This window comes from Pseudonocardia acidicola, from assembly GCF_012911935.1.
In the GTDB taxonomy this organism is placed as follows: Bacteria; Actinomycetota; Actinomycetes; order Mycobacteriales; family Pseudonocardiaceae; genus Pseudonocardia; species Pseudonocardia acidicola.
The window spans coordinates 1-20,627 of the sequence record NZ_JAAXLA010000091.1 but is presented as its reverse complement, the minus strand read 5'-3'; the positions used below and the strand labels follow the sequence as shown (position 1 = coordinate 20,627).

At 72.7% G+C, this 20,627-nt stretch carries 19 protein-coding genes and 1 pseudogene; 7 read left to right on the top strand and 13 right to left on the bottom strand.

The features are described 5' to 3' along the window. The first annotated feature begins 31 nt into the window (after nucleotides 1-31). Entirely contained in the window at nucleotides 32-1,828 is a 1,797-nt protein-coding gene (gene leuA / locus HF526_RS30540; protein ID WP_169385061.1) for a 2-isopropylmalate synthase, read from the top strand. A gap of 54 nt (nucleotides 1,829-1,882) precedes the next feature. Here leuA and HF526_RS30535 read toward each other — a convergent pair whose 3' ends face one another. Together HF526_RS30535 and HF526_RS37170 are read right to left on the bottom strand one after the other, a co-directional pair. Continuing rightward, nucleotides 1,883-2,515 carry a hypothetical protein gene (locus HF526_RS30535; RefSeq protein ID WP_169385060.1) on the bottom strand — a complete coding sequence of 211 codons (633 nt, stop codon included), beginning with the start codon at nucleotides 2,513-2,515 and terminating at the stop codon, nucleotides 1,883-1,885. Between the two features lie 69 nt (nucleotides 2,516-2,584). After that, entirely contained in the window at nucleotides 2,585-5,218 is a 2,634-nt protein-coding gene (locus HF526_RS37170) for a CHAT domain-containing protein (protein ID WP_169385059.1), read from the bottom strand. Nucleotides 5,219-5,266: 48 nt separating this feature from the next. On the opposite strand from HF526_RS37170, the gene HF526_RS30525 reads away from it, so the two are divergent. Next, a complete protein-coding gene (locus HF526_RS30525) occupies nucleotides 5,267-6,667 on the top strand; it encodes a S8/S53 family peptidase (protein WP_169385058.1) in 1,401 nt (466 codons plus the stop codon). Between the two features lie 86 nt (nucleotides 6,668-6,753). On the opposite strand, the gene HF526_RS30520 is transcribed toward HF526_RS30525, so the two are convergent. Further along, complete coding sequence (locus HF526_RS30520; protein ID WP_169385057.1) at nucleotides 6,754-7,230, bottom strand: hypothetical protein; 477 nt, start codon at nucleotides 7,228-7,230, stop codon at nucleotides 6,754-6,756. A gap of 10 nt (nucleotides 7,231-7,240) precedes the next feature. Next, entirely contained in the window at nucleotides 7,241-7,822 is a 582-nt protein-coding gene (locus HF526_RS30515; RefSeq protein WP_169385056.1) for a sigma-70 family RNA polymerase sigma factor, read from the bottom strand. Between the two features lie 242 nt (nucleotides 7,823-8,064). Between HF526_RS30515 and HF526_RS30510 the strand changes: the two genes are divergently transcribed. Then, nucleotides 8,065-8,667, top strand: a complete 603-nt coding sequence (locus HF526_RS30510) for a VTT domain-containing protein (RefSeq protein WP_169385055.1) — start codon at nucleotides 8,065-8,067, stop codon at nucleotides 8,665-8,667. Here the strand turns inward: HF526_RS30510 and HF526_RS30505 are convergent. The 7 genes and pseudogenes from HF526_RS30505 to HF526_RS30475 form a co-directional block, all read right to left on the bottom strand. Beyond that, nucleotides 8,645-9,774 (bottom strand): annotated as a pseudogene (locus tag HF526_RS30505) (ABC transporter ATP-binding protein). The gene HF526_RS30510 and the pseudogene HF526_RS30505 sit on opposite strands and share 23 nt — an antisense overlap. Then, on the bottom strand, nucleotides 9,764-10,780 hold the full coding sequence (locus tag HF526_RS30500; RefSeq protein ID WP_169385054.1) for an ABC transporter ATP-binding protein: 1,017 nt from the start codon (nucleotides 10,778-10,780) through the stop codon (nucleotides 9,764-9,766). The pseudogene HF526_RS30505 and the gene HF526_RS30500 overlap by 11 nt, the downstream one beginning before the upstream one ends. A 31-nt stretch (nucleotides 10,781-10,811) precedes the next feature. Then, entirely contained in the window at nucleotides 10,812-11,741 is a 930-nt protein-coding gene (locus HF526_RS30495; RefSeq protein WP_169385053.1) for an ABC transporter permease subunit, read from the bottom strand. Then, nucleotides 11,738-12,742 (bottom strand): ABC transporter permease, encoded by a 1,005-nt coding sequence (locus HF526_RS35900; RefSeq protein WP_169385052.1) that lies wholly within the window; start codon nucleotides 12,740-12,742, stop codon nucleotides 11,738-11,740. Before HF526_RS35900 ends, HF526_RS30495 begins: the two co-directional genes overlap by 4 nt. 70 nt (nucleotides 12,743-12,812) lie before the next feature. Beyond that, complete coding sequence (locus HF526_RS30485; protein WP_169385051.1) at nucleotides 12,813-14,483, bottom strand: ABC transporter substrate-binding protein; 1,671 nt, start codon at nucleotides 14,481-14,483, stop codon at nucleotides 12,813-12,815. A gap of 214 nt (nucleotides 14,484-14,697) precedes the next feature. Next, nucleotides 14,698-14,883: a DUF397 domain-containing protein gene (locus tag HF526_RS30480; RefSeq protein WP_169385050.1), complete on the bottom strand. Its 186-nt coding sequence runs from the start codon at nucleotides 14,881-14,883 to the stop codon at nucleotides 14,698-14,700. Next, a complete protein-coding gene (locus HF526_RS30475) occupies nucleotides 14,880-15,779 on the bottom strand; it encodes a helix-turn-helix domain-containing protein (protein ID WP_169385049.1) in 900 nt (299 codons plus the stop codon). The genes HF526_RS30480 and HF526_RS30475 overlap by 4 nt, the downstream gene beginning before the upstream one ends. A 438-nt stretch (nucleotides 15,780-16,217) precedes the next feature. On the opposite strand from HF526_RS30475, the gene HF526_RS30470 reads away from it, so the two are divergent. Together HF526_RS30470 and HF526_RS30465 are read left to right on the top strand one after the other, a co-directional pair. Then, the gene (locus HF526_RS30470) at nucleotides 16,218-16,406 is read left to right on the top strand and encodes a hypothetical protein (protein ID WP_169385048.1); all 189 of its coding nucleotides are present in this window, start codon (nucleotides 16,218-16,220) and stop codon (nucleotides 16,404-16,406) included. Between the two features lie 141 nt (nucleotides 16,407-16,547). Beyond that, entirely contained in the window at nucleotides 16,548-16,781 is a 234-nt protein-coding gene (locus HF526_RS30465; protein WP_169385047.1) for a hypothetical protein, read from the top strand. 58 nt (nucleotides 16,782-16,839) lie between these two features. On the opposite strand, the gene recR is transcribed toward HF526_RS30465, so the two are convergent. Together recR and HF526_RS30455 are read right to left on the bottom strand one after the other, a co-directional pair. Continuing rightward, entirely contained in the window at nucleotides 16,840-17,457 is a 618-nt protein-coding gene (recR, locus tag HF526_RS30460) for a recombination mediator RecR (protein WP_169385046.1), read from the bottom strand. A gap of 1 nt (nucleotide 17,458) precedes the next feature. After that, nucleotides 17,459-17,779, bottom strand: coding sequence for a YbaB/EbfC family nucleoid-associated protein (locus HF526_RS30455; protein ID WP_169385045.1), 321 nt, complete (start codon nucleotides 17,777-17,779; stop codon nucleotides 17,459-17,461). A 112-nt stretch (nucleotides 17,780-17,891) separates the two neighbouring features. Between HF526_RS30455 and HF526_RS30450 the strand changes: the two genes are divergently transcribed. Continuing rightward, a complete protein-coding gene (locus tag HF526_RS30450) occupies nucleotides 17,892-18,740 on the top strand; it encodes an N-acetylmuramoyl-L-alanine amidase (RefSeq protein ID WP_169385044.1) in 849 nt (282 codons plus the stop codon). 35 nt (nucleotides 18,741-18,775) lie between these two features. Further along, nucleotides 18,776-20,593, top strand: a complete 1,818-nt coding sequence (locus tag HF526_RS30445) for a S9 family peptidase (protein ID WP_169385043.1) — start codon at nucleotides 18,776-18,778, stop codon at nucleotides 20,591-20,593. The last annotated feature ends 34 nt before the right edge of the window (nucleotides 20,594-20,627 follow it).

Genomic DNA, 20,627 nt, shown 5'->3' with positions numbered 1-20,627 from the left:
CCGGCCAACCCTCTTCAGGAGCATCTCCGCGATGACCACTTCGCCCGACGCCTTCATCTCGTCCTCCGCCGGCCGCCTGCGCACGCCGTCCCGACCGGCTCCGGAGGATCAGCCGGCCTGGAACCCGCAGCGTGGCTCGCATCTGCCGTTCCACCGCTACCGCCCGTTCCACGAGATGGTCGAACCGGTATCCCTGCCCGACCGCACCTGGCCGGACAAGCGGATCACCAAGGCCCCGCTGTGGTGTGCGGTCGACCTGCGTGACGGCAACCAGGCACTGATCGACCCGATGAGCCCGGCCCGCAAGCGCCGCATGTTCGACCTGCTCGTCCGCATGGGCTACAAGGAGATCGAGGTCGGCTTCCCGGCGGCCAGCCAGACCGACTTCGACTTCGTCCGCGAGATCATCGAGGGCGACGCGATCCCCGACGACGTCACCATCCAGGTACTGACCCAGGCTCGCCCGGAGCTGATCGAGCGCACCTACGAGGCCTGCGAGGGCGCGCCGCGGGCGATCGTCCACCTCTACAACTCGACGTCGATCCTGCAGCGCCGGGTCGTCTTCCGGTCCGACCGCGGGGGCATCGCCAAGATCGCCACCGACGGCGCCGAGGAGGTGCTGCGGTTCAGCGAGAAGTACCCGGACACCGACTGGCGCTTCGAGTACTCACCCGAGTCCTACACCGGCACCGAGCTGCAGTACGCCGTCGACGTCTGCAATGCCGTCAGCGAGATCTGGCAGCCCACGCCGGAGTCGCCGATGATCGTCAACCTGCCGGCGACGGTCGAGATGGCCACCCCGAACGTCTACGCGGACTCCATCGAGTGGATGCACCGCAACCTGGCCCGGCGCGACGGGATCGTGCTGTCCCTGCACCCGCACAACGACCGCGGCACCGGCGTGGCCGCCGCCGAGCTGGGCTACCAGGCCGGGGCCGACCGCATCGAGGGCTGCCTGTTCGGCAACGGTGAGCGCACCGGCAACGTCGACCTGGTGACGCTGGGGATGAACCTGTTCACCCAGGGCATCGACCCGCAGATCGACTTCTCCGACATCGACGAGATCCGCCGGACCGTCGAGTACTGCAACCAGCTGCCCGTCCACGAACGGCACCCGTGGGGCGGCGACCTGGTCTATACCGCGTTCTCCGGCAGCCACCAGGACGCGATCAACAAGGGCTTCGACGCGATGAAGGCCGACGCCGCCGAGGCCGGCGTCGAGGTCGACGACCACCGCTGGGAGGTCCCGTACCTGCCGGTCGACCCGAAGGACATCGGCCGCACCTACGAGGCCGTGATCCGGGTGAACTCGCAGTCCGGCAAGGGCGGTGTCGCCTACATCATGAAGGCCGAGCACCAGCTCGACCTGCCGCGGCGGCTGCAGATGGAGTTCTCCAAGGTCATCCAGCAGGTCACCGACTCCGAGGGCGGCGAGGTCTCCCCGAAGGAGATGCGCGACGCCTTCGACAACGAGTACCTGGACCGCGTCACCCCGCTGAAGCTGATCCGGCACCGGCTGACCAGCGACGGAGAGGGCACCGACGAGATCGTCGCCACCGTCCGGGTGGAGAACGACATCCACGAGATCACCGGCAGCGGCAACGGCCCGATAGCGGCTTTCGTCGACGCGCTGGCCGGGATCGGCTTCGACGTCCGGGTGCTCGACTACCACGAGCACGCGATGTCGGCCGGCGACGACGCCCGCGCCGCGGCCTACGTCGAGTGCGCCGTCGAGGACACCGTCCTGTGGGGCGTCGGGGTGAACGGCTCGATCGTGAGCGCCTCGCTCAAGGCCGTCGTCTCCGCGGTCAACCGCGCGATGCGCTGACGCACCCGTTCGCGGTAAGTGGTGCTCCGGCACCACTTACCGCGCGCGAGGCCGTCAGGCCATCTTGCGGCCCTCGACGAAGAACGCCATGACGGCGGACGTCGCGAGTGGGCCTGCCGGGACCTCGTCATACCGGCGGATCGCGCCGAACGGCGCGTTCCAGAAGGGGCCGCGGCACTTCACCCACGGCGCGACGTAGGCATAGGGCCAGGAGTAGACCGGGTCGCCCGCGGAGACCCCGTAGTTGATCTCGTCGAGCTGAACGCCGAGATCGAAGTGCTCGGGCCAGAGCACAGGTTCGCAGCCGGGGACGAAGTTCCGCAGCGCGTGGTCCCCGGCCGCGAACCACTCGGCGACCAGCTCCGCCGCGGCCGGGTCGACGGCGAGCTCGTCGTCGGGTTCGACGCCGGAGTGGTCCGAGTACAGGCCCTCCGGCGCCCCCGCTTCGACGCCGGCGACCTTCCCGAGGTCCCGGCAGCTGCCCCGCAGCGGGGCGCGGCCTCCCGAGCCGTCGTCCCACACCAGATCGGTGCCCTCCACCCGCAACCGGCCGGCGACCTGCCCGAACCCGCCAGGGGTGACGCGCAGCCGGATGGTGCCGTGCTCGCGGTACTGCGAGCCGGCCAGCAACAGCTCCGCGATCCCGTGCAGCGACCGTCGCGTCGCGGTCAGCACCTGCTCGTCCATGGCTCCGTGGATACCCCATCGTGGCGGCTCGTGCGCAACGATGCGGCCAACGGACGACACCGGCCCCGATCAGCCCGCCCCGTACGCGGTGAACGAGCACCAGTTGACGAACCCGCGCGGGTCGGCCCGGTCGACCGTGGCCCGCGCGGCGTGCAGCGCCTCGGCCATGCCGCGTCCCGCCGCCAGCCGCTCGTGCAGCGCCCGCATGAGCCCGACCGCCTCCCGGTCCCCGACCGCGACGACACTCGCCACCAGCCCGGCCGTGCCCCGGGCGAGCAACGCGGCGGCGAAACCGAGCAGCTCGTCCCCGGCGTAGCTGACGTCGGCCGCCGAATCGCACGCGGCCAGCACGATCCGGTGCGGTGCGATCCCGCGCAGATCCAGCTCGTGCACGGTGAGCAGCCCGTCGGCCAGCGCGAGCGCGGAGAACGTGGGGTTGTCGGTACGGAGGTGCCCGTGGCAGGCCAGGTGCGCGAGGTCGGCGGCCGCGAGTGCGTCGGCGGTGGCCGACACCGTGGCGTCCGGGGGGACGAGGACGGCGGGTGCGGGGTAGCAGTCCGCGACGGCGGCCACCTCGTGTTCGGCGCCCGGCAGGCCGGGGCCGGCGACCAGGACGACCCGCTGCTGCCGTCGGGCCGTCGCCCGGATCCTCGTCTCGGCCCACACCGACGCCGACGGGGCGACGACGACCGGGCCCTGGTGCAGCGCCGACCAGGGGATCCGGTGGGTGTCCGCCGTCGGCACGACGACCAGCGGGGCGTCGGGGTCCACGCCGAGCGGGCGGACCAGCGTCTCCGACAGCCGGGCCAGCGCGTGCTCCGCGCTGACCCGGGCGCTGTGCAGCGCGGGCCCCGGGCCCCGGCGGGTCAACCGGCGCAGCGCGAACAGCAGGGCGTCGGCCTCGAAGTGCAGCGGCGCGAGGGGCCCGAGGGCCACCAGCGTGCTACGCCGGCCGTCCAGGACCACCGCGACCAGGTCGTCGCCGGCCCGGGTGAAGGACACCAGGGCGCCGCCGTCGAGCAGCGCGCGGATCTCGTGCGCCGGGCGCCGCGCCCCGGGAGCGGCCTCCGGCACCCGGCCGTGCCAGGTCGCCCGCCGGATCCGGGCTTCGATCGCGGTCTGCCGGGCCAGCAGCTCGGCCGGCTCGGCCCCGGTCTCCCGCCGGGCCTCCGCCAGCTCGGCGTACACCGCGGCGAGTGCCGCCCGCTCCTCCTGCACCGCCTCCGGGGCGGGCGGCGCCGCGGTGAGCAGCGCCGCCGCCCGGGTGCGCTCGGTCCAGTCGAGCACCCGCAGCGGCGAGCCCGACCGCAGCAGCACCTGCAGTCCGAGGTGGCCGAGCTCCACGCCGTGCCCGGACGCGAGTGCGCGCAGCTCCATCGAGGCCAGCGCGGCCCGGTGCCGGGCCAGGTCGTCGAGCCCGGCCCGGCAGTGGGCCAGTGTGGACCGGTCGTCCCCGTCGATCTGCCCGGCGAGTGCTGCGGCCAGCCGGCCGCGCAACCGGACCAGCACCGGCCCGCGCCGAGAGTCCTGGTGGGCCGCGCGCAGGCGGCGGCGGGCCAACGCCGTGCGGCCGAGGGCGCGGCCCACCGTGCCGACCGCGAGATCCGCCGCGACGGCGCCGGACAGATTGCCGTTGCGCCGCAACACGTCGGCGGCTCGGCGGACCTGATCGAGACGCCGTTCGTCGGCCGTCCCGGCGCGCAGCCCGGCCTCGGTCGCCACCACCGTGGCCAGGGCGACCCATCCCGTCCGGCGCTGCCGGCGGAAGCCGGTGACGGCCTGCTCGGCCTCCACGAGAGCGGCCTCGTGGTCGCCGGCCAGCAGCGCGACCTCGGCCACCTTGAGCCGGGCCTCCGCCGCCATCAGCGGCACGTCGTGGGCCTCGAGCTCGCGGGCGGCCCGCACCGACAGCTCGCGCGCCTCGGGAAGCACCCGCAGCGCCGCGAGGGTCTCGGCGTGCTCGATGTACGCCTCGCCGAGCGGCAGGTCCGCGTCCACCATCAGGCCGGCCGCCTCGTCGAACTGCTCCAGGCTCTCGGCCAGCCGCCCGGCGTGGGCGAGCACGAGGCCCCGGCTGTGCGCGACGACGGCCCGGAACGCCGGCCCGACCTGCCCGGCCAACTCGAGCGCGAGGTCGATGTGCCGCAGCGAGTCCCGCGTGCGACCGCCCACCGCCTCGAGCAGGGCCAGGTTGTTGGCCGCCCGCGTGCGGATGTCGACGCTCGCGCCGTCGCCGTCGAGGATCCGCCGGTAGACCTCCGCTGCGGCACCGAGCCGGCCCAGATTGTGCAGTAGCGCGGCGCGCTTGAGGTCGAGATCCGGGACGGTCGCGGAGTCGACGAGACCGGCCGCTCGGTCGAGGTCGCGCATGGCGGCCCCCACCCGTCCGAGCTCCAGGTTGACCGCGGCCCGGGTCACCAGGACCTCGCCGTGCCGCCGGAGCAACCGGGAGCGGCGTGCGAGCCCGGCCGCCTCGTCGAGCAGCCGCAACGCCCGCAGGTTCGCCATCCGGGACCGGTCGGCCCACGCAGCGGCGCGCAACGCCACGACCAGCGCCTCGGCGTCCCCGGCCCGGCGGGCGGCGGCGGCGACGTCGAGCGCCACCGGGCCGAACCGCCGGGGGTCGCCGAGCACGCCGTCGTACGCGGCGATCGCACGTATCAGCAGGCCGCCGTTCGGCTCTTCCGTCGTGACGCCGTCCACCGCAGGATTCTGACCACGATGGAGCGGTGCGTCGAGGAGGAGAGACCGATGACCGAGAACGCGCCCGGAACGCCCTTCGGCGACGACTATCCCGATCCCCGCGACGAGCGGACCCGCGCCGCCGAACGCGCCGAAGTCGACAAGCAGGCCGCGAGCCTGGTGCGGCTGCGCACCGACCTCGGCTACTGGCGGGAGCGCGTGGCTGCGCTGCAGTTTCGCCGGGCAGGCGTCCCGGACGCCGTGCAGATCGAGACGGCCGCCGACGCCGGCACGCTCATGCTCGTCGCGGCCGGCCGGATCGTCGCCCGCACCCGCGACCTCACCGACGATCACCGCAGGGTGCTCGCCGAGTTCGGGCTTCCCTCGAACGGACACGGACGAGCGGCCGTGCCGGGGATCGAGGTCTTCACCGTCCGCGCCGGCCGGCCGCGCACCGATGCGGCAGGCGGCAGCGGCACGTTCGCTCGCGTCGCCGAGCTGCGGATGCGCGGTGTGCCGGTGGGGCCGGACCACATCACCCCGCTCGGCCCGGTGATGAAGGGCGAGGGCGGCCCGGAGCCCTCGGCCGGCGGTCGTCCGTTCCCGGCGGTCACCTACCCGATGGTGGGCGCCCCGCCCCGGGTCGCGGTCATCGACACCGGGATCAGCGACGAGGAGCGCGGCGACGGCTACCTGAACGGGCTGCTCGACCCCGGCGGCGCGAACGAGGACCTCCTCGACGTCCTGCCGCCGCCGGGCGACTCCTTCCTCGACGCCGGCGCCGGGCACGGCACCTTCGCGGCCGGCGTGATCGCCCAGGTCGCTCCGACCGCGACGCTGGACATCCGCCGCGCCATGGACACCGACGGGATCGGCACCGCGCAGCAGGTGGCCGCGCAGATGCTGCAGGCCGTCGACGCGGGCGCGACGATCCTCAACCTCTCGCTGGGCACCGAGACCGTCGACGGACGACCGCCGCTGCCGCTGCTCGAGGCCGTCGAACGGATCGCCACGGACCATCCCGATGTGCTCATCGTGTGCGCGGCGGGGAACTGCGGTGACGACCGCCCGATCTGGCCGGCGGCCTTCGCCGGGCCGGGCGGGCCGGGCCCGCACTTCCCGAACGTCGTCGCGGTCGCGGGCCTCGACCCCGACGGCAATCCCGCGGCGTGGTCGAGCCGGGGGGACTGGGTGACCTGCTCGGCCGTCGGGCAGGGCGTCGTGTCGACCTACGTGAGGGGCGCGGAGGACGGGGACCTGATCCAGGATCCGCACCCGGACACGTTCGGCCGCGACGCGTGGGCGACCTGGACCGGTACCTCGTTCGCCGCCCCGCAGATCGCCGGCGGGGTGGCGCGGATCTGCCACAACCAGGGCGTCACGCCACGGGAGGCGCTGGCGCTGCTGCTCAAGGCCGGGACGCCCATCCCGGGCTGGGGCCTGGCCGTCCGGATCCTCCCCGGCACCTAACCCACCCCGGCCGCCCGCATCGGGGTGGCTCTGCCGGCACTGAGCGTCAGCAGAGCCACCCCGATGGCGTTGTCGGGGGGAGAAGGTCAGAGGGTCAGCCAGGAGGTGTGGACCGTGCGGCCGTCCGCGAGGCGGCAGCGCAGGCTGACGGGCCCGCGGCCGCCGGGCAACGGCAGGGCGAAGCGGCCCAGATCGTCGGCCGTCCCGCGGACCGGCCCCGCCGACGGCGAGCGCAGCTCGAGCTCCGCCGCCTGTGCCGGCACCAGTTGGCCCAGCATCCGGCGCGCGCCGGGCGTCTGATCGATCTCCACCTCGACGGACAGCGCGTCGGCCTCGAACGCCAGGATCCGCGGCTGATCGGCGGCGCGGGCCAGCGCGGGCCCGTCGTCGAGCAGCGAGTCGTACCCGAGGGCCGCGAGTTCCGCGTCGACCGTCCGCCAGGTGAACGACTCCTTGGCCGCCTCGACCACCTCGCGTGGCGGGGACGTCCGCCAGCCGAGTGCGACGCCGAGCTCACGGATGAGGGCGTCGTCGGGATCGGAGCTGCCGGTCATCTCGGACATCTCAGCCACCTCACCGCCCTCCGGCGCCGCGCACGTCGACGGCCGGGTCCGTGGTCGCGAGCAGCCGGCGCAGCCGCTCCAGGCACCGTGCCCGGGTCGGGCCGATGCTGCCGATCGGCATGTCCAGTGCCGCAGCCACCTCCGCGTAGGGCGGGGAGACCACGACCACGAGTTGCAGCAGCTGCCGGCACCTGTCGGGGAGCCGGGCGAACGCCTCGCTCACCAGCCGGTCGCGTTCGCCGCCGAGGAACACGTCCTCGGGGGTCGGGGTGCCGGCCTGCTCCCGGTCCAGCCGGACCTCGTCGTGGGCCGGCAGTTCGCGGGCCCGGTGCGCCAGCAGCCGCAACGCCTCCCGCCGGGCCGTCGTGGCCAGCCAGCCACCGACCCGTTCGGGTTCCCGGATCCGGTCGAGGTTCTCCAGTAGCCGCAGCCATGTCGTCTGCACGACCTCGGCGGCGTCGGCCGGGCCCAGCCGATGGCCGGTGGCGACCGACCACATCATCCCGCTGAAGCTCTCGACCAGCGCGTCCCACGCCCCCCGGTCGCCGGCTGCCGCCCGCCGGACGGCCTCCGCCACCTCGCTCTGCTGCACCGAGCCCGCCCAGTGTCGTCGCGACCGCGCCGGTCGCGGTCGCGGTCAAACTAGCCGAAGCCGAAACAGTCATGGGGGACCTTTCCTCGCCTGCTGTGAGGAGCGGTGCAGCGGCGTGGCTGATACTGCGTCATCCGGGCGGTCCGGTTCCGCCGATGGATGCACGGGATCAACCGTCCGTCGGGCGGCACACCGGATCGGCCTTGCCGTCCGTTCACCCCGCGGCGGTTACTGTCGTGACCGTGTCGTTACCGGTGACTCCGATCGCCGCCTACCTGATGGTGCTGTTCTGGACGTGCGTGCCGTTCGCGCCGGCCGAGCCGATGGTGATCGTCGCGGGCGCCTACTCCGCGTCCGGTCCGCTCATCCTGGGGCTCGCGGTCGTCGCGGCGACGGCCGGGTCCTTCGTCAGCGACCTCGCGAAGTACGGCCTGGGCCGCCTCGCCGGGCCCGCCCTGTTGCGCCGGCTGCGCCGGTACAAGGGCGGGGCACGCGCGATCGACTGGATCGAGGCCCGGATGCTGCGCACCGGATCCGCCGTGATCGCGCCCGCCTACTTCGTGCCCTTCGGGGTGGTGACCGCGACGATCCTCACCGGCGCGCTGCGGATGCGCCTGCGTGGCGTCGTGCTCGCCTCGGCATGCGGCGCGGCTCTGTGGTCGGCCACGTTCATGACCCTCGGCTACGTCGGGGGCGCGCTCACCGGCAACCCGCTGACCGGGCTGCTCGTGGCGATCCCGGGCGCGGTGGTGGTCGGGATGCTCGCGCGGCGCGGCGCCGACCGCGTCAAACCGTCGGACGAACCGCGCGAACCCGCCGTCGTCAGCGGCCCAGGAGCTCGGTGACCGATCCCGGCTGCTCCGGCGGCAGGCCGGGGGCCGGCGGATCCTCCTCGCCGACCGGGAGGGGCTCGACCCGGTGAGGCTGGATCCGACCGTCGCGGATCGCCTCGGCGTGGTGACAGGCCACCCGGTGCCCGGGATCGGCACCCGTGATCACCCGTAGCTGCGGCCGCTCGTCGGCGCAGCGGTCGGGCTGACGCCACGGGCAGCGGTGTGGAACCGGCAGCCCGAAGGCGGAGCCGCCGGTGAGGGCAGGTCCCCGGTGAGCAGGATCCGCTCGCGGCGGTCCTCCAGCTCCGGGTCGGGCACCGGCACCGCCGACAGCAGCGCCCGGGTGTACGGGTGTTGCGGGTCGGCGTAGAGGTCCGGCGACGGCGCCTCCTCGACGATGCCGCCCAGATACATCACCCCGACCCGGTCACTGACGTGGCGGACCACGGCCAGGTCGTGGGCGATCACCAGGTAGGTCAGGCCGAGTTCGGACTGCAGCCGGCCGAGCAGGTTGAGCACCTGCGCCTGCACCGAGACGTCGAGCGCGGACACCGGCTCGTCGGCCACGATCAGGTCCGGTTCGACGCACAGCGCGCGGGCGATGCCGATCCGCTGGCGCTGGCCGCCGGAGAACTCGTGCGGGTAGCGGCGCAGCGCCCCGGACGGCAGCCCGACGGCGTCGATCAGCTCGTGCAGCCGGGCCCGGTCGGCGTCGGCGCCCTTGCTCAGCCCGTGCGCCCGCAGCCCCTCGGTGAGCAGCGACTCCACCGACTGGCGCGGGTCCAGGCTGGACAGCGGGTCCTGGAACACCATCTGGAAGCGCCGCCGCATCCGGCGCAGCGCCTCCCCGCGCAGCCCGGCGACGTCGGTGCCGTCGAACCGCACGCTGCCCCGCGTCGGATCGACCAGGCGCAGGATGGCCCGGCCCAGCGTGGACTTGCCGCAGCCGGACTCGCCGACCAGCCCGTAGGTCTCCCCGCGCCCGATGGTCAGCGAGACGCCGTCGACGGCGTAGACGTGCCCGACGGTGCGGTCCAGGATCACTCCCCGCTTCATCGGGAAGTGCACGGCGAGGTCGTCGACCTCGATGAGTGGTTCGCTCACGGGATCACTCCGCATTCGCGGGAACGGGGTTGTGGCAGCGCAACAACCGCCCGCCCACCACGTCGGAGGGCGGCGTGCGCTCCTCGCACGTCTCGACGGCCCGCGGGCAGCGCGGTGCGAACGCGCACGCATCCGCCCACGGCAGGTTGTCGTTGACCGAGCCGCGGATCGCGGGCAGTTCCTCCCCGGGTGGGGAGTCCAGCCGCGGGATCGAGCGCAGCAGGCCGTGGGTGTAGGGGTGGCGCGGTGTGGCGAAGAGCCGGTGCCGCTGGGCCCGCTCGACGATCCGCCCGCCGTAGAGGACGTTGACCGTGTCGCACAGCCCGGCGACGACGCCGAGGTCGTGCGTGATCATGATCAGCGCGGTGCCGGTCTCCGCGACCAGCTCGGCGAGCAGGCCGAGGATCTGCGCCTGGATGGTGACGTCCAGTGCGGTGGTCGGCTCGTCGGCGATCAACAGCCGCGGCCGGCAGGCCAGCGCGATCGCGATCAGCGCACGCTGGCGCATCCCCCCGGACATCTGATGCGGGTAGGAATCGAGCCGGCGCCGGGCGTCGGAGATGCCGACCCTGTCCAGCAGCTCCGCGGCCTCCCGGCGCGCCGGCTCCTTCCGCATTCCACGGTGCCGGCGCAGCACCTCGGTGACCTGCACCCCGATCGGCACCACCGGGTTCAGCGAGGACAACGGGTCCTGGAAGACCATGCTCAGATCCCGGCCGCGGCGCCCACGCATGGCCGCGGCGGACAGCGTGAGCAGGTCGGTACCGTCCAACCGGACCTCCCCGGTGACCCGGTTCCCGCGTTCGGGCAGCAGCCGCATGATCGCCAACGAGGTGACCGACTTCCCGCAGCCCGACTCCCCCACCAGGCCGACGACCTCGCCGGGGGCCACGTCGAAGCTGATCCCGTCGACCGCGACGGCATCCGGCTCGCCACGCCGGGTGAACGCGACACTCAGGTCGCGCACCTCCAGCAGTGGCGGTGCCACCGCCCGGTCGGCACGTACGCCCACAGCGATCATCGGTGCGCTCTTCTCGAGCTCGGCAAGCGACTCATCGGCGGCCCTTCGGGTCGAGCGCCTCGCGCAGCGACTCACCCAGCAGCGTGAAACCCAGGGCCACCAGGATGATCGCGATCGCCGGGTAGAACGCGAGCGCGGGACGGACGTCGAGATAGGCCTGTGCGTTCGCCAGCATGAGCCCCCATTCGGCACGGGCGGGGTCGCCGTCGCCCAGGCCCAGGAAGGACAGCGCGGCGGCGTCGAGGATCGAGGTGGCCAAGGTCAGCGTCGCCTGCACGATCACCGGCCCCAGCGCGTTGGGCAGCATGTGCCGCAGCACGATCGCGCGTCGGCGCACCCCCAGTGCAGTGGCGGCCAGCACGTGGTCGCTCTCCCGCTGGGCGAGCATCGCGCCGCGCAGCAGCCGGGCGAAGATCGGCACGCTGACGATGGCCACCGCGATGATGACCGTGGTCTGGCTGGGCTTCGCGGCCAGCGCGGCGATCGAGATCGCCAGCAGCAGCGACGGGATCGCGAGCAGCACGTCGGTGCCCCGCATGAGCAGGGTGTCCACCCAGCCGCCGAGTGCCCCGGCCAGCGCTCCGATCACCAGGCCGATCGCGAGCCCGACGAGCGTCGCGAAGACCCCGACGAACAGCGTCTGCCGGGAGGCCAGGATCATCCGGGAGAAGAAGTCCCGGCCGTTCTGGTCGCTGCCCAGCGGGAAGCCGGGCTGCGCGCCGGGGATCGAGTCCGGACGCAGGTCGGCGCGCAGCTGCTCGAAGCTCTCCCCGGCGTCGTGCGGGGCGAGGAGCGGCGCGAACAGCGCCACCACCACGAACACCGCGACGATCGCGGCGCCGGTGATCGCCACCGGGTCGCGGCGCAGCCGCCGCCACGCCTCCGCGCCGAGGCTGCGTCCGCCGCCCGCGGCGAGGTCGTCGACGCGTTGCCGGCGCCGCTGCGCCCATGTCGTGGTCACCGCAACCTCACCCGGGGGTCGATCAGCGCGTAGGACAGGTCGACGAGCAGGTTCACGATCACGTACACGAACGCGGCGAGCAGCACGATCGCCTGCAACCGCGGGTAGTCGCGGCGTTCGATGCCCTGCGCGAGCAGGGTGCCGAGACCACCCCAGACGAACACCTTCTCGGTCAGCACCGCGCCGGCCAGCAACAGCCCGGTCTGCAGCCCGATCGTCGTCGACACCGGCAGCAGCGCGTTGCGCAGCACGTGCCGGCCGCGGACGGTGCCCGGCGCGAGGCCCTTGGAGTTGGCGGTGCGCACGAAGTCGGAGCCGAGCACGTCGAGCACCGAGGCCCGGGTGATCCGGACGATGACCGCGAGCGGGATCGTCGCCAGCGCGATGGCCGGGAGCACCAGGTGCCATAAGGCGTCGAGGCCGGCGTCGAACTCGCGGGTGAGGATGCCGTCGAGCACGGCGAAGCCGGTGACCTGGGTGGCGTCCAGGCCGACGCTGATCCGACCCGACGGCGGGAACCAGCCGAGGTCGACGGCGAAGACCTGCTTGAGCAGGTAGCCGAGGAAGAACACCGGGACCGCGACGCCGACCAGGGTCCCGATCACGGTCAGGGTGTCGAGCGGACGGCCCCGGTGGCGGGCCGCGAGGTAGCCCAGCGGAATGCCGAGCACCACCGCGATGAGCAGCGCGGCCACGGACAGCTCGACGGTGGCCGGCAGCGCGCGGCCGATCTCGGCGAGCACGGAGTCGCCGGTGATCAGAGAGGTGCCGAAGTCGCCGGTGACGGCCCGGCCGAGGAACTTCAGGTACTGGACGGGGATCGGCTGGTCCAGGCCCAGGACCGCGTTCAGCGACGCGATCTTCTCCGGGGTGGCCTTGTCGCCGAGCAGGGCCGCTGCCGGGCCGCCCGGCAGTGCCCGCAGCCAGGCGAACACCAGGACCGACAGCACGAGCAGCGTGGGCACGACCTGGAGCAGCCGGCGCACGACGAAGCGCAGCATCGTTCTCCTTCGACCTGCAGGCGGTGGCGGCGCCGCATCCCGGCGGCGCCGCCACGCTGCAGGGAACGGGTCAGCCCTGGGTCTTGCTGACCGTGTTGAAGCGCTCGTCGGTCAGCGGCGAGGCGATCAGGCCGGAGATGTTCGACCGGACGACGATCGCCGGCGGCGAGGTGCTGATCGGGATGGCCGGCAGGTACTTGGCCATGATGTCCCGGTTCACCTGCTGGTAGGCGGCCGCGTGGGCCGCAGGGTCCGGGGTGGCGTCGGCTGCGGCGATCTCGTTGAACAGCGACGCGTCGGTGAACCCGAACTCCGCCTTCTCCCGCCCGAAGAAGGTGCCGACGAAGTTGCCGGCGTCGTTGTAGTCACCGGTCCAGCCGAGCAGGTGCAGATCCTGCTTGCCGGCCTTCTGGACGTCGTCCTTGTACCCGCCGTTCCACGGCCGCGGCACCGGGTTGATGGTGATGCCGACCTGCTTGAGGTCCTCGGCGAGGACCGAGAACAGGTCCGCCGGGTTCGGCATGTAGGGCCGGGTGACCTCGGTCGGGTAGTAGAAGTTCAGCGTCAGGTTCGACGCGCCGGCCTGGGCCAGCAGGGCCTCGGCCTTCTGCGGGTCGTAGGGGTACTGCTGGACGTCTGCGGCGTAGCCGGCCACCGTGCTCGGCATGAACTGGGTCGCCACCTGGGCGCCCTCGGGCAGCTTGTTCCTCACCAGCGCGTCGCGGTTGATCGCGTAGGCGATGGCCTGGCGGACCCGCAGGTCCTTCAGCGCCGGGTTGTTCTTCTCGTTGATGCCCAGGTAGAGGATGTTGAACGGCGGGCGGACCAGGACGTTCTGACCGTCGGACTTCAGCGCGGCGTAGTCGGCGGGCGAGGGCAGGTCGTAGCCGTCGATGGTGCCGGCGGCGAGTTCCTGCTTGCGCGCGTTCTCGTCCGGGATGACGCGGAAGATCAGCTTGTCGAGCTTGGCCTTCTCACCCCAGTAGTCGTCGTTGCGGACGAGGGTGACGGTGCCGTTCGCCTTGTCGTAGCTCTCGAACTTGAACGCCCCGGTGCCCGTCGGGTGCAGGTTCGCGTAGTCGCTGTAGCTGAACGAGTCGCCGCTCTGAGTGACCTGGTCCGCGTTGTACTTCGTCATCGCCGTCGGGCTGGAGATCGACAGCGAGGTCAGGCCGAACGCAGCGGGGAAGGCGCCCTTGTACTTGTTGAGCGTGACGACCGCGGTCCGCGCGTCCGGCGCCTCGCACTTGTTGTAGACCGGCTTGCCGGTGGCGTCGCCCTCGTTCTTGGCGAAGCCCTCGAAAACGTCGCCGTAGTAGATCATCTGGCTCTGCGCCGCGGCGCCGGACATGTTGTACCAGCGGTCGAAGTTGGCGCAGACCGCCGCGCCGTCGAGCGGGGTGCCGTCGTGGAACTTCACGCCCTCGCGCAACGTGAACGTCCAGACCTTGCCGTCGGGGCTGCTCTTCCACGTGGTCGCCAGGCCCGGGGCGAGCTCGGTGCTGCCCGGCTTGTAGGTGATCAGCGTGTCGAACATCTGCCGGATGGGGCGGAAGCTCTCGCCGTCGTCGTTGAAGACGGGGTCGAAGTTCTTCGGGGCGCCCGCGGCGCCGAAGACCATCGTCCCGCCGGCCGCGCCGGCTCCCCCGGACGCGTCGCGGCCGGATTGGGCGCAGGCGGCGAGGGAGAGCGTGAGCGCGCCGGCGGCTATGGCGGCGAGCAGACGTCGGGTGGTGGGCATGCGGGCACCTCGAGGTCGTCGTGTGCGTCGGGTGACCGCAGACGGTAATGAGATTGCCTACTGATGGGTAGGCCTTTACGTCACGGTTGAGCTACGGGTTGCTCAAATCCAGCTCAAGTTCACCGAGCGTGAGCACTTCGGACGATTCGAGAACGCGCCGGCCTTACTTCCGGCTCTATTGAGGACGGACGATCCGTGCCGCCCGTACGAGCACTCAGGCGGGGTCGAACTCGCCGTTCTTCACACCGGCGACGAAGGCCGCCCACTCCTCGGAGGTGAACACCAACGGGCCCTGCTCCCGGTTCTTGCTGTCGCGCACCGCGACGCCGCCTCCCGGCAGGACGCCGACCTCCACGCAGCTGCCGATGCTGCAGTAGCTGCTGACCTTGAACTCGATCACGGTGCAACCTTTCCCGGGGGAGCGTATTTCCGCAGGTAGAAGCCGATCAGCCGCCGCGACTCCTCGGGGTCGAGCGCGCGGTCCGCCACGTCGGCGAAGACGTTCTTGTAAAGCACAACGTCGGACTCGTTCTCGAGGTACGTATCACCGGCGTGGCCCTCGATATAGACCACGTCCGGCCCGACGAACTCCGGGAACTCAAGGATCACGAACTGCCCGGCGTGCGCCCGATGCAAACCCGCGTCCAAACGCAGCACCTGGATGGACACCATGGACAGTCGGCTGACGTCCACAAGGGCCTGCAACTGCTCGGCCATCACCGCGGGGCCGCCGACCATCCGCTGCAGTACCGCCTCGTCGAGCACCACGGACAGTTGCAGCGGCCGGTCCCGGCACAGCGCCTGCTGACGGCGGATCCGCAGGTCGACGAGCTGTTCGATCTCCCGCGGCTGGTGGTGCGGCAGCACCGCACTCACCACCGCGGTGGCGTAGGAGCGGGTCTGCAGCAGGCCGTGCAGGGTGGCCATGTCGAAGGAACGCACGGCGATCGCGTCGGTCTCCAGTGCCGGGTAGCGCGCCGGGGCGTCCATCACGAACCGCTCGGGATGGACACCCTCGGTGTAGGGCTCCCACCATCCCTGCTCCCGGCTGTCCTTCACCAGCCGCAACAGCATGTCGCGTTCGGTGTCGGAGCTGACCCCGTAGATCCGGATCAGCTCGCGGATGTCGGGCAGCTTGGGGATGCCCTTGCCCGTCTCCAGCCGGCTGATCTTCGACGTCGAGCAGTCCAACTGCTCGGCGACGTCCTCCAGGTTCAGCCCGGCCTTGCTGCGGAGTCGACGCAGCTCGGCACCGAGGCGACGCCTCGGGCCCGCCGGCCCCTGTGCAGCGACCATTGCAACTCCCCGTCACCAGGGCGGTGAGATCACCGAGCTGTCCACTACGGAGTGCGATCGATCCGCTGCTCCAGACAGGTACACCGTGCAATCCCACCGCCATGCAATTGCATCGTGTGATCCCGTGGGGCAATCTAAGCACAGGTGGACCCCAGAGGTCAGCACCATCTCCGCCCGGGGAGCCACACGGGAGAGGAGGCCGCCGTGATCACGATCCGGCTCGCGCCGCTCTCCCAGCTGCACGGTCGGCCCCGGCGAACCCGCCGCACCGCGGTGACGCACTCGTCCCGGTCGTGACCGGGAACTTCGACCCCCGGCGGCCGCCGGACCGAGGCCCGACGAAAGGAGTTCCACAATGGACAGCACACACTCGGCGAATCGCACCTCCCGAGCCGGCCGGGTCGCCCTCGTCGCCGCCCGCCGCGGCAGGTGGTCGCCATGATCACCGTGATCCTGGTGGGCTTCACCACCCTGGTCGCGATCGCCGCGACCGTCGGAGTCGTGGACGCAGCGAGCGCTCCGAAGCGGCGCTTGACCGCCACCGAGCGGCGGCACGAGTGGGAACGGCGCCAGCACCTCCACGGCCGGCCCCGCGGCGGTAACAGCTGGGCCGACGAGGACGACTGATCAGGGCAGCTGCCGGCGGGGGGCCGGTACGCGGTCCAGGCGGCCGCGCGATCCGGCGCGGCGGCCGCGGCACCACCCGTCCCGACGACGGTGGTGCGTTTCAGCTCTCACACCAGGCCACCCCTGCGGGAGGAGATCGTCGTGAACTGGACGATCGGATTGGGTCTAGTAGTATTGGTCGTTCTCTCGGTCGGCCTGGGGAAGATCCTCGCGGGCGAGCGCATCGAGGGGCAGCGCAAGCGCCTGGCGGCGAAGCAGTGGGATCTCTGGCTGTGGGAGCAGGAGCTGCTCAACATCGCCGAGTTCCGCGGCTGCCCGAGCTGCCAACTGCTCCGCCGCCGCGCGGACCTGCAGCGCAGCGCACCGGAGGTCTGAGGCCGGGACGGTCGTGCGCGGCAAGCGCGGTGCTGGAGCACCACTTACCGCGCGGACGCTACAGCGCCCGCCGGCCCGACAGCGCCCGGCCGAGGGTGAGCTCGTCGGCGAACTCCAGATCGCCGCCCATCGGCAGCCCCGACGCCAACCGGGTCACCGACAGCCCGGGGAAGTCACGCAGCAACCGGACCAGGTACGTCGCCGTCGCCTCGCCCTCGGTGTTGGGGTCGGTCGCGATGATGACCTCGGCGATCTCGGTCTCGTCCGGGGCCGGGCCGGTCCCGCCCAGCCGGGCCAGCAACTCTCGGATCCGCAGCCCGTCCGGGCCGACGCCGGCCAGCGGATCCAGCGCCCCGCCCAGGACGTGATAGCGACCCTTGAACTCGCGGGTCCGCTCGACCGCCAGTACGTCCTTGGGTTCCTCGACCACGCAGACGACGGTCGGGTCGCGGCGGGCGTCCGAGCAGAACCGGCAGCGCTCCTTCTCCGCGACGTTGCCGCACACGTCGCAGAAGTGCACCCCCTGCTTCACCCGCTGCAGCACGTCCTGCAGACGCGAGACGTCCGCGGGATCGGCGGCCAGCAGGTGGAAGGCGATGCGCTGCGCGCTCTTGGGACCCACGCCGGGCAATCTGCCCAGCTCGTCGATCAGGTCCTGGACCGGTCCTTCGAACACGTCAGACGCCGGGCAGGCCCAGTCCGCCGGCCGCGTCGCCCAGGCCGCCGGCGAGCGGCCCCATCTTCTCGGCCTGCATCTGCTGCGCGGCCCGGGTGGCGTCGTGGATGGCGCCGACCACCAGGTCCTGCAACGTCTCGATGTCCTCCGGGTCGACCACCTGGGGATCGATCCGGATACCGCGCACGTCGCCGGTGGCGGTCATGGTCACCTGCACCAGACCGTTGCCGGCCTGGCCGATCACCTCCGCCTCGGCCAGCTCGGCCTGCGCAGCCATCAGCTGCTCCTGCATCTTCTGCGCCTGCTGCAGAATCATTGCCATATCCGGCTGACCCGGTTGCACCAGCGCTCTCCTCGCAGATCCTGGGTGGTTCTCACGCGTGTTCGCGCGTGGACGGCACGGCCGCCAGGGTAGCCGTGTCAGGCTGTCAGCTGTGTCCGCCCCGCGCCGCTCGGTTCCGATTGTGCTGTCCGGCCTCTTCCTTGCCGCGACCCTGGGCAGCTGCGCCGGCGGGGTGGGGGGCGGGCCGGTCACGCCCGCGCTCACCGCCGCCACCGCGACCAGCGACGCCGCCCGCTCCGCCACCGACCCCGCCGGACCCGCGGCGCCGGGCGCCGCGGCGGCACCGGCGGCGCGGACCCCGGTCGTCGTGCTCGACCCGGGGCACAACGGCGGCAACGCGAGCAACCCCCAGGTCATCAACCAGCCCGTCCCCGACGGCCGCGGCGGCACCAAATCGTGCAACACGACCGGCACCGCGACCGATACCGGCTACTCCGAGCACGCCTTCAACTGGGATGTCGCCCAGCGGGTCTCAGCACTGCTCACCCAGCGCGGGATCCGGGTCGCGCTCACCCGGCCGGACGACACCGGTGTCGGCCCGTGCGTGGACGAGCGTGGCGCCGCGGGCGCGAAGGACGGCGCCGATGCCGTCGTCTCCATCCACGCCGACGGCTCGGCCCCCGCGAACCACGGATTCCATGTCGCCTACTCCGATCCGCCGCTGAACGCCGCGCAGTCCGGGCCGGCCCACACGCTGGCCGCCGCGCTGCGCGACCGGCTCCGCGACGCCGGCTTCCCGGTGTCGGACTACATCGGGCGCGACGGCCTGTCCCCGCGCCCGGACCTCGCCGGGCTGAACCTGTCCACCCGGCCGGCCGCGCTCGTCGAGTGCGCGAACATGCGCAACCCACAGGAGGCCGCGCTCGTGTCGTCCCCGGACGGGCGGGCCCGCTATGCCGCCGCGATCGCGGCCGGGATCGAAGCCTTCCTCGGCCGCTGAGCCGGGCCGGGAGAGCTGTGACAGGCTGCCGACGCATGGGGGACATCACGGCGGCGTTGCTCGAGCTCCCGACCTGGCGGGCCTTCGACGTCGACGACCAGGGGCGGGTGCTGGCCGGATCCGATGCCACGGGCAGCGTGCAGCTGGTCGAGCTCGCGGCCGGGCGGACGAGGGAGCTGACCGCGCTGCCCGGGGCGTGCCGGGGCCGGTACCTGCCCGGTGAGCGGGCCGTCGTCGTCGAGCACGACCAGGGTGGCGACGAGTGCACCCGGTTGTCGCTGCTTCTCCTCGACCCGCCGCCGGCGCAGCCCGCAGGGCTGGCCGGCCTCGTCACCCTCGTCGCCGATCCCGGCTACCAGAACCGGCTGCTCGAGGTGCTGCCCGGCCGGATCGTCTATGCGACGAACCGGCGCAACGGCGTCGACTTCGACGTGGTGGTGCGCAACGTGGCCACCGGCGCGGAGGAGACCGTGTACGCCGGGGGCGGCTACGTCGGGCAGATCGCGGTCGACGCGGAGGCGCGCCGGCTGGTGGTGACCGTGCCCGGCGTCCCCGCGATGTCGGACCAGCTACTGGTCGTCGACACCATGCCCGCGACCGAGGACGACCGGGTGCGCGCGCTGAGCGACGCCGCCGACCCGGCCCGCTACGAGCACCCGCAATGGTCGGGCGAGCAGATCCTGGTGAGCACCGACGCCGACCGGGACCTGATGGGGATCGCGGTCATCGATCCGGCCGACGGCAGCCGGCGCTGGCTGGCCACCGACGACGGCATCGACCTCGCCGGGCTGCTGACGCCCGACGGCCGCACGTTGCTGCTGCTGCGCGCCGAGGACGGGGTGGACCGGCTGGTGCTGCACGACGCGGCCAGCGGCGCCCGGCGCGGCGAGGTCGAGCTCCCCGGCGCGGGCGTGATCAGTCGGCCCGCGCCGGAGCCGGTGCTCGCGCCGGGGTCGCGGTATGCGGCGCTGTCGTTCACCGCGCCGGGGACCCCGGGCGACGTCGTCCTGCTCGATCTCGACGACGGCACCGCCCGCGTGCTGACGCATTCCGCCGCGGCCTGGGGCGGCCCGACGCTGGTGCGCCCGACGAGCCACCGGATCCCGGCCCCCGACGGCGAACAGATCCCCTGCTTCGTCTACCGGCCCGCCGACCCGGACGGCTCCGCGGTGCTCGTGCTGCACGGCGGACCGGAGAGCCAGGCGGTGCGCAGCTTCAGCCCGGTCGTGCAGGCGCTGATCGCCGCCGGGCACACCGTGCTGGTGCCGAACGTGCGCGGCTCCACCGGCTACGGCAAGCGCTGGTACTCCGCCGACGACGTGGAGCGCCGGCTCGACGCGGTCGCCGACCTGGCCGCGCTGCACGACGCGTTGCCCGGGCTGGGGTGCGACCCGGCCCGCGCCGCGCTGTGGGGGGCGTCCTACGGCGGCTACCTGGTGCTGGCCGGGCTCGCGTTCCAGCCGCAGCGGTGGGCGGCCGGGGTGGACATCGTCGGGATGTCGAGTCTGGTCACGTTCCTGGAGAACACGTCGGGCTACCGGCGCGCGCACCGCGAACGGGAGTACGGGTCGCTGGAGCAGCACCGGGCGTTCCTGGAGGAGGCCTCACCGCTGGCCCGGGTCGACGACATCCGCGCGCCGCTCGTGGTGATCCACGGAGCGAACGACCCGCGGGTGCCGCTGTCGGAGGCGGAGCAGCTCACCGCGGCGCTGCGCGGGCGCGGGGTGCCGTGCGAGCTGCTCGTCTACCCGGACGAGGGACACGGCCTGGCGAAGCTGCCGAACCGGCTCGACGCCTACCAGCGGGCGATCGCGTTCCTGGGGGAGGCGCTTCGCGCTCGTGCGCGGAAATAGTCGCCGGAACAGCGTTATCCGCGCACGAGCGCGA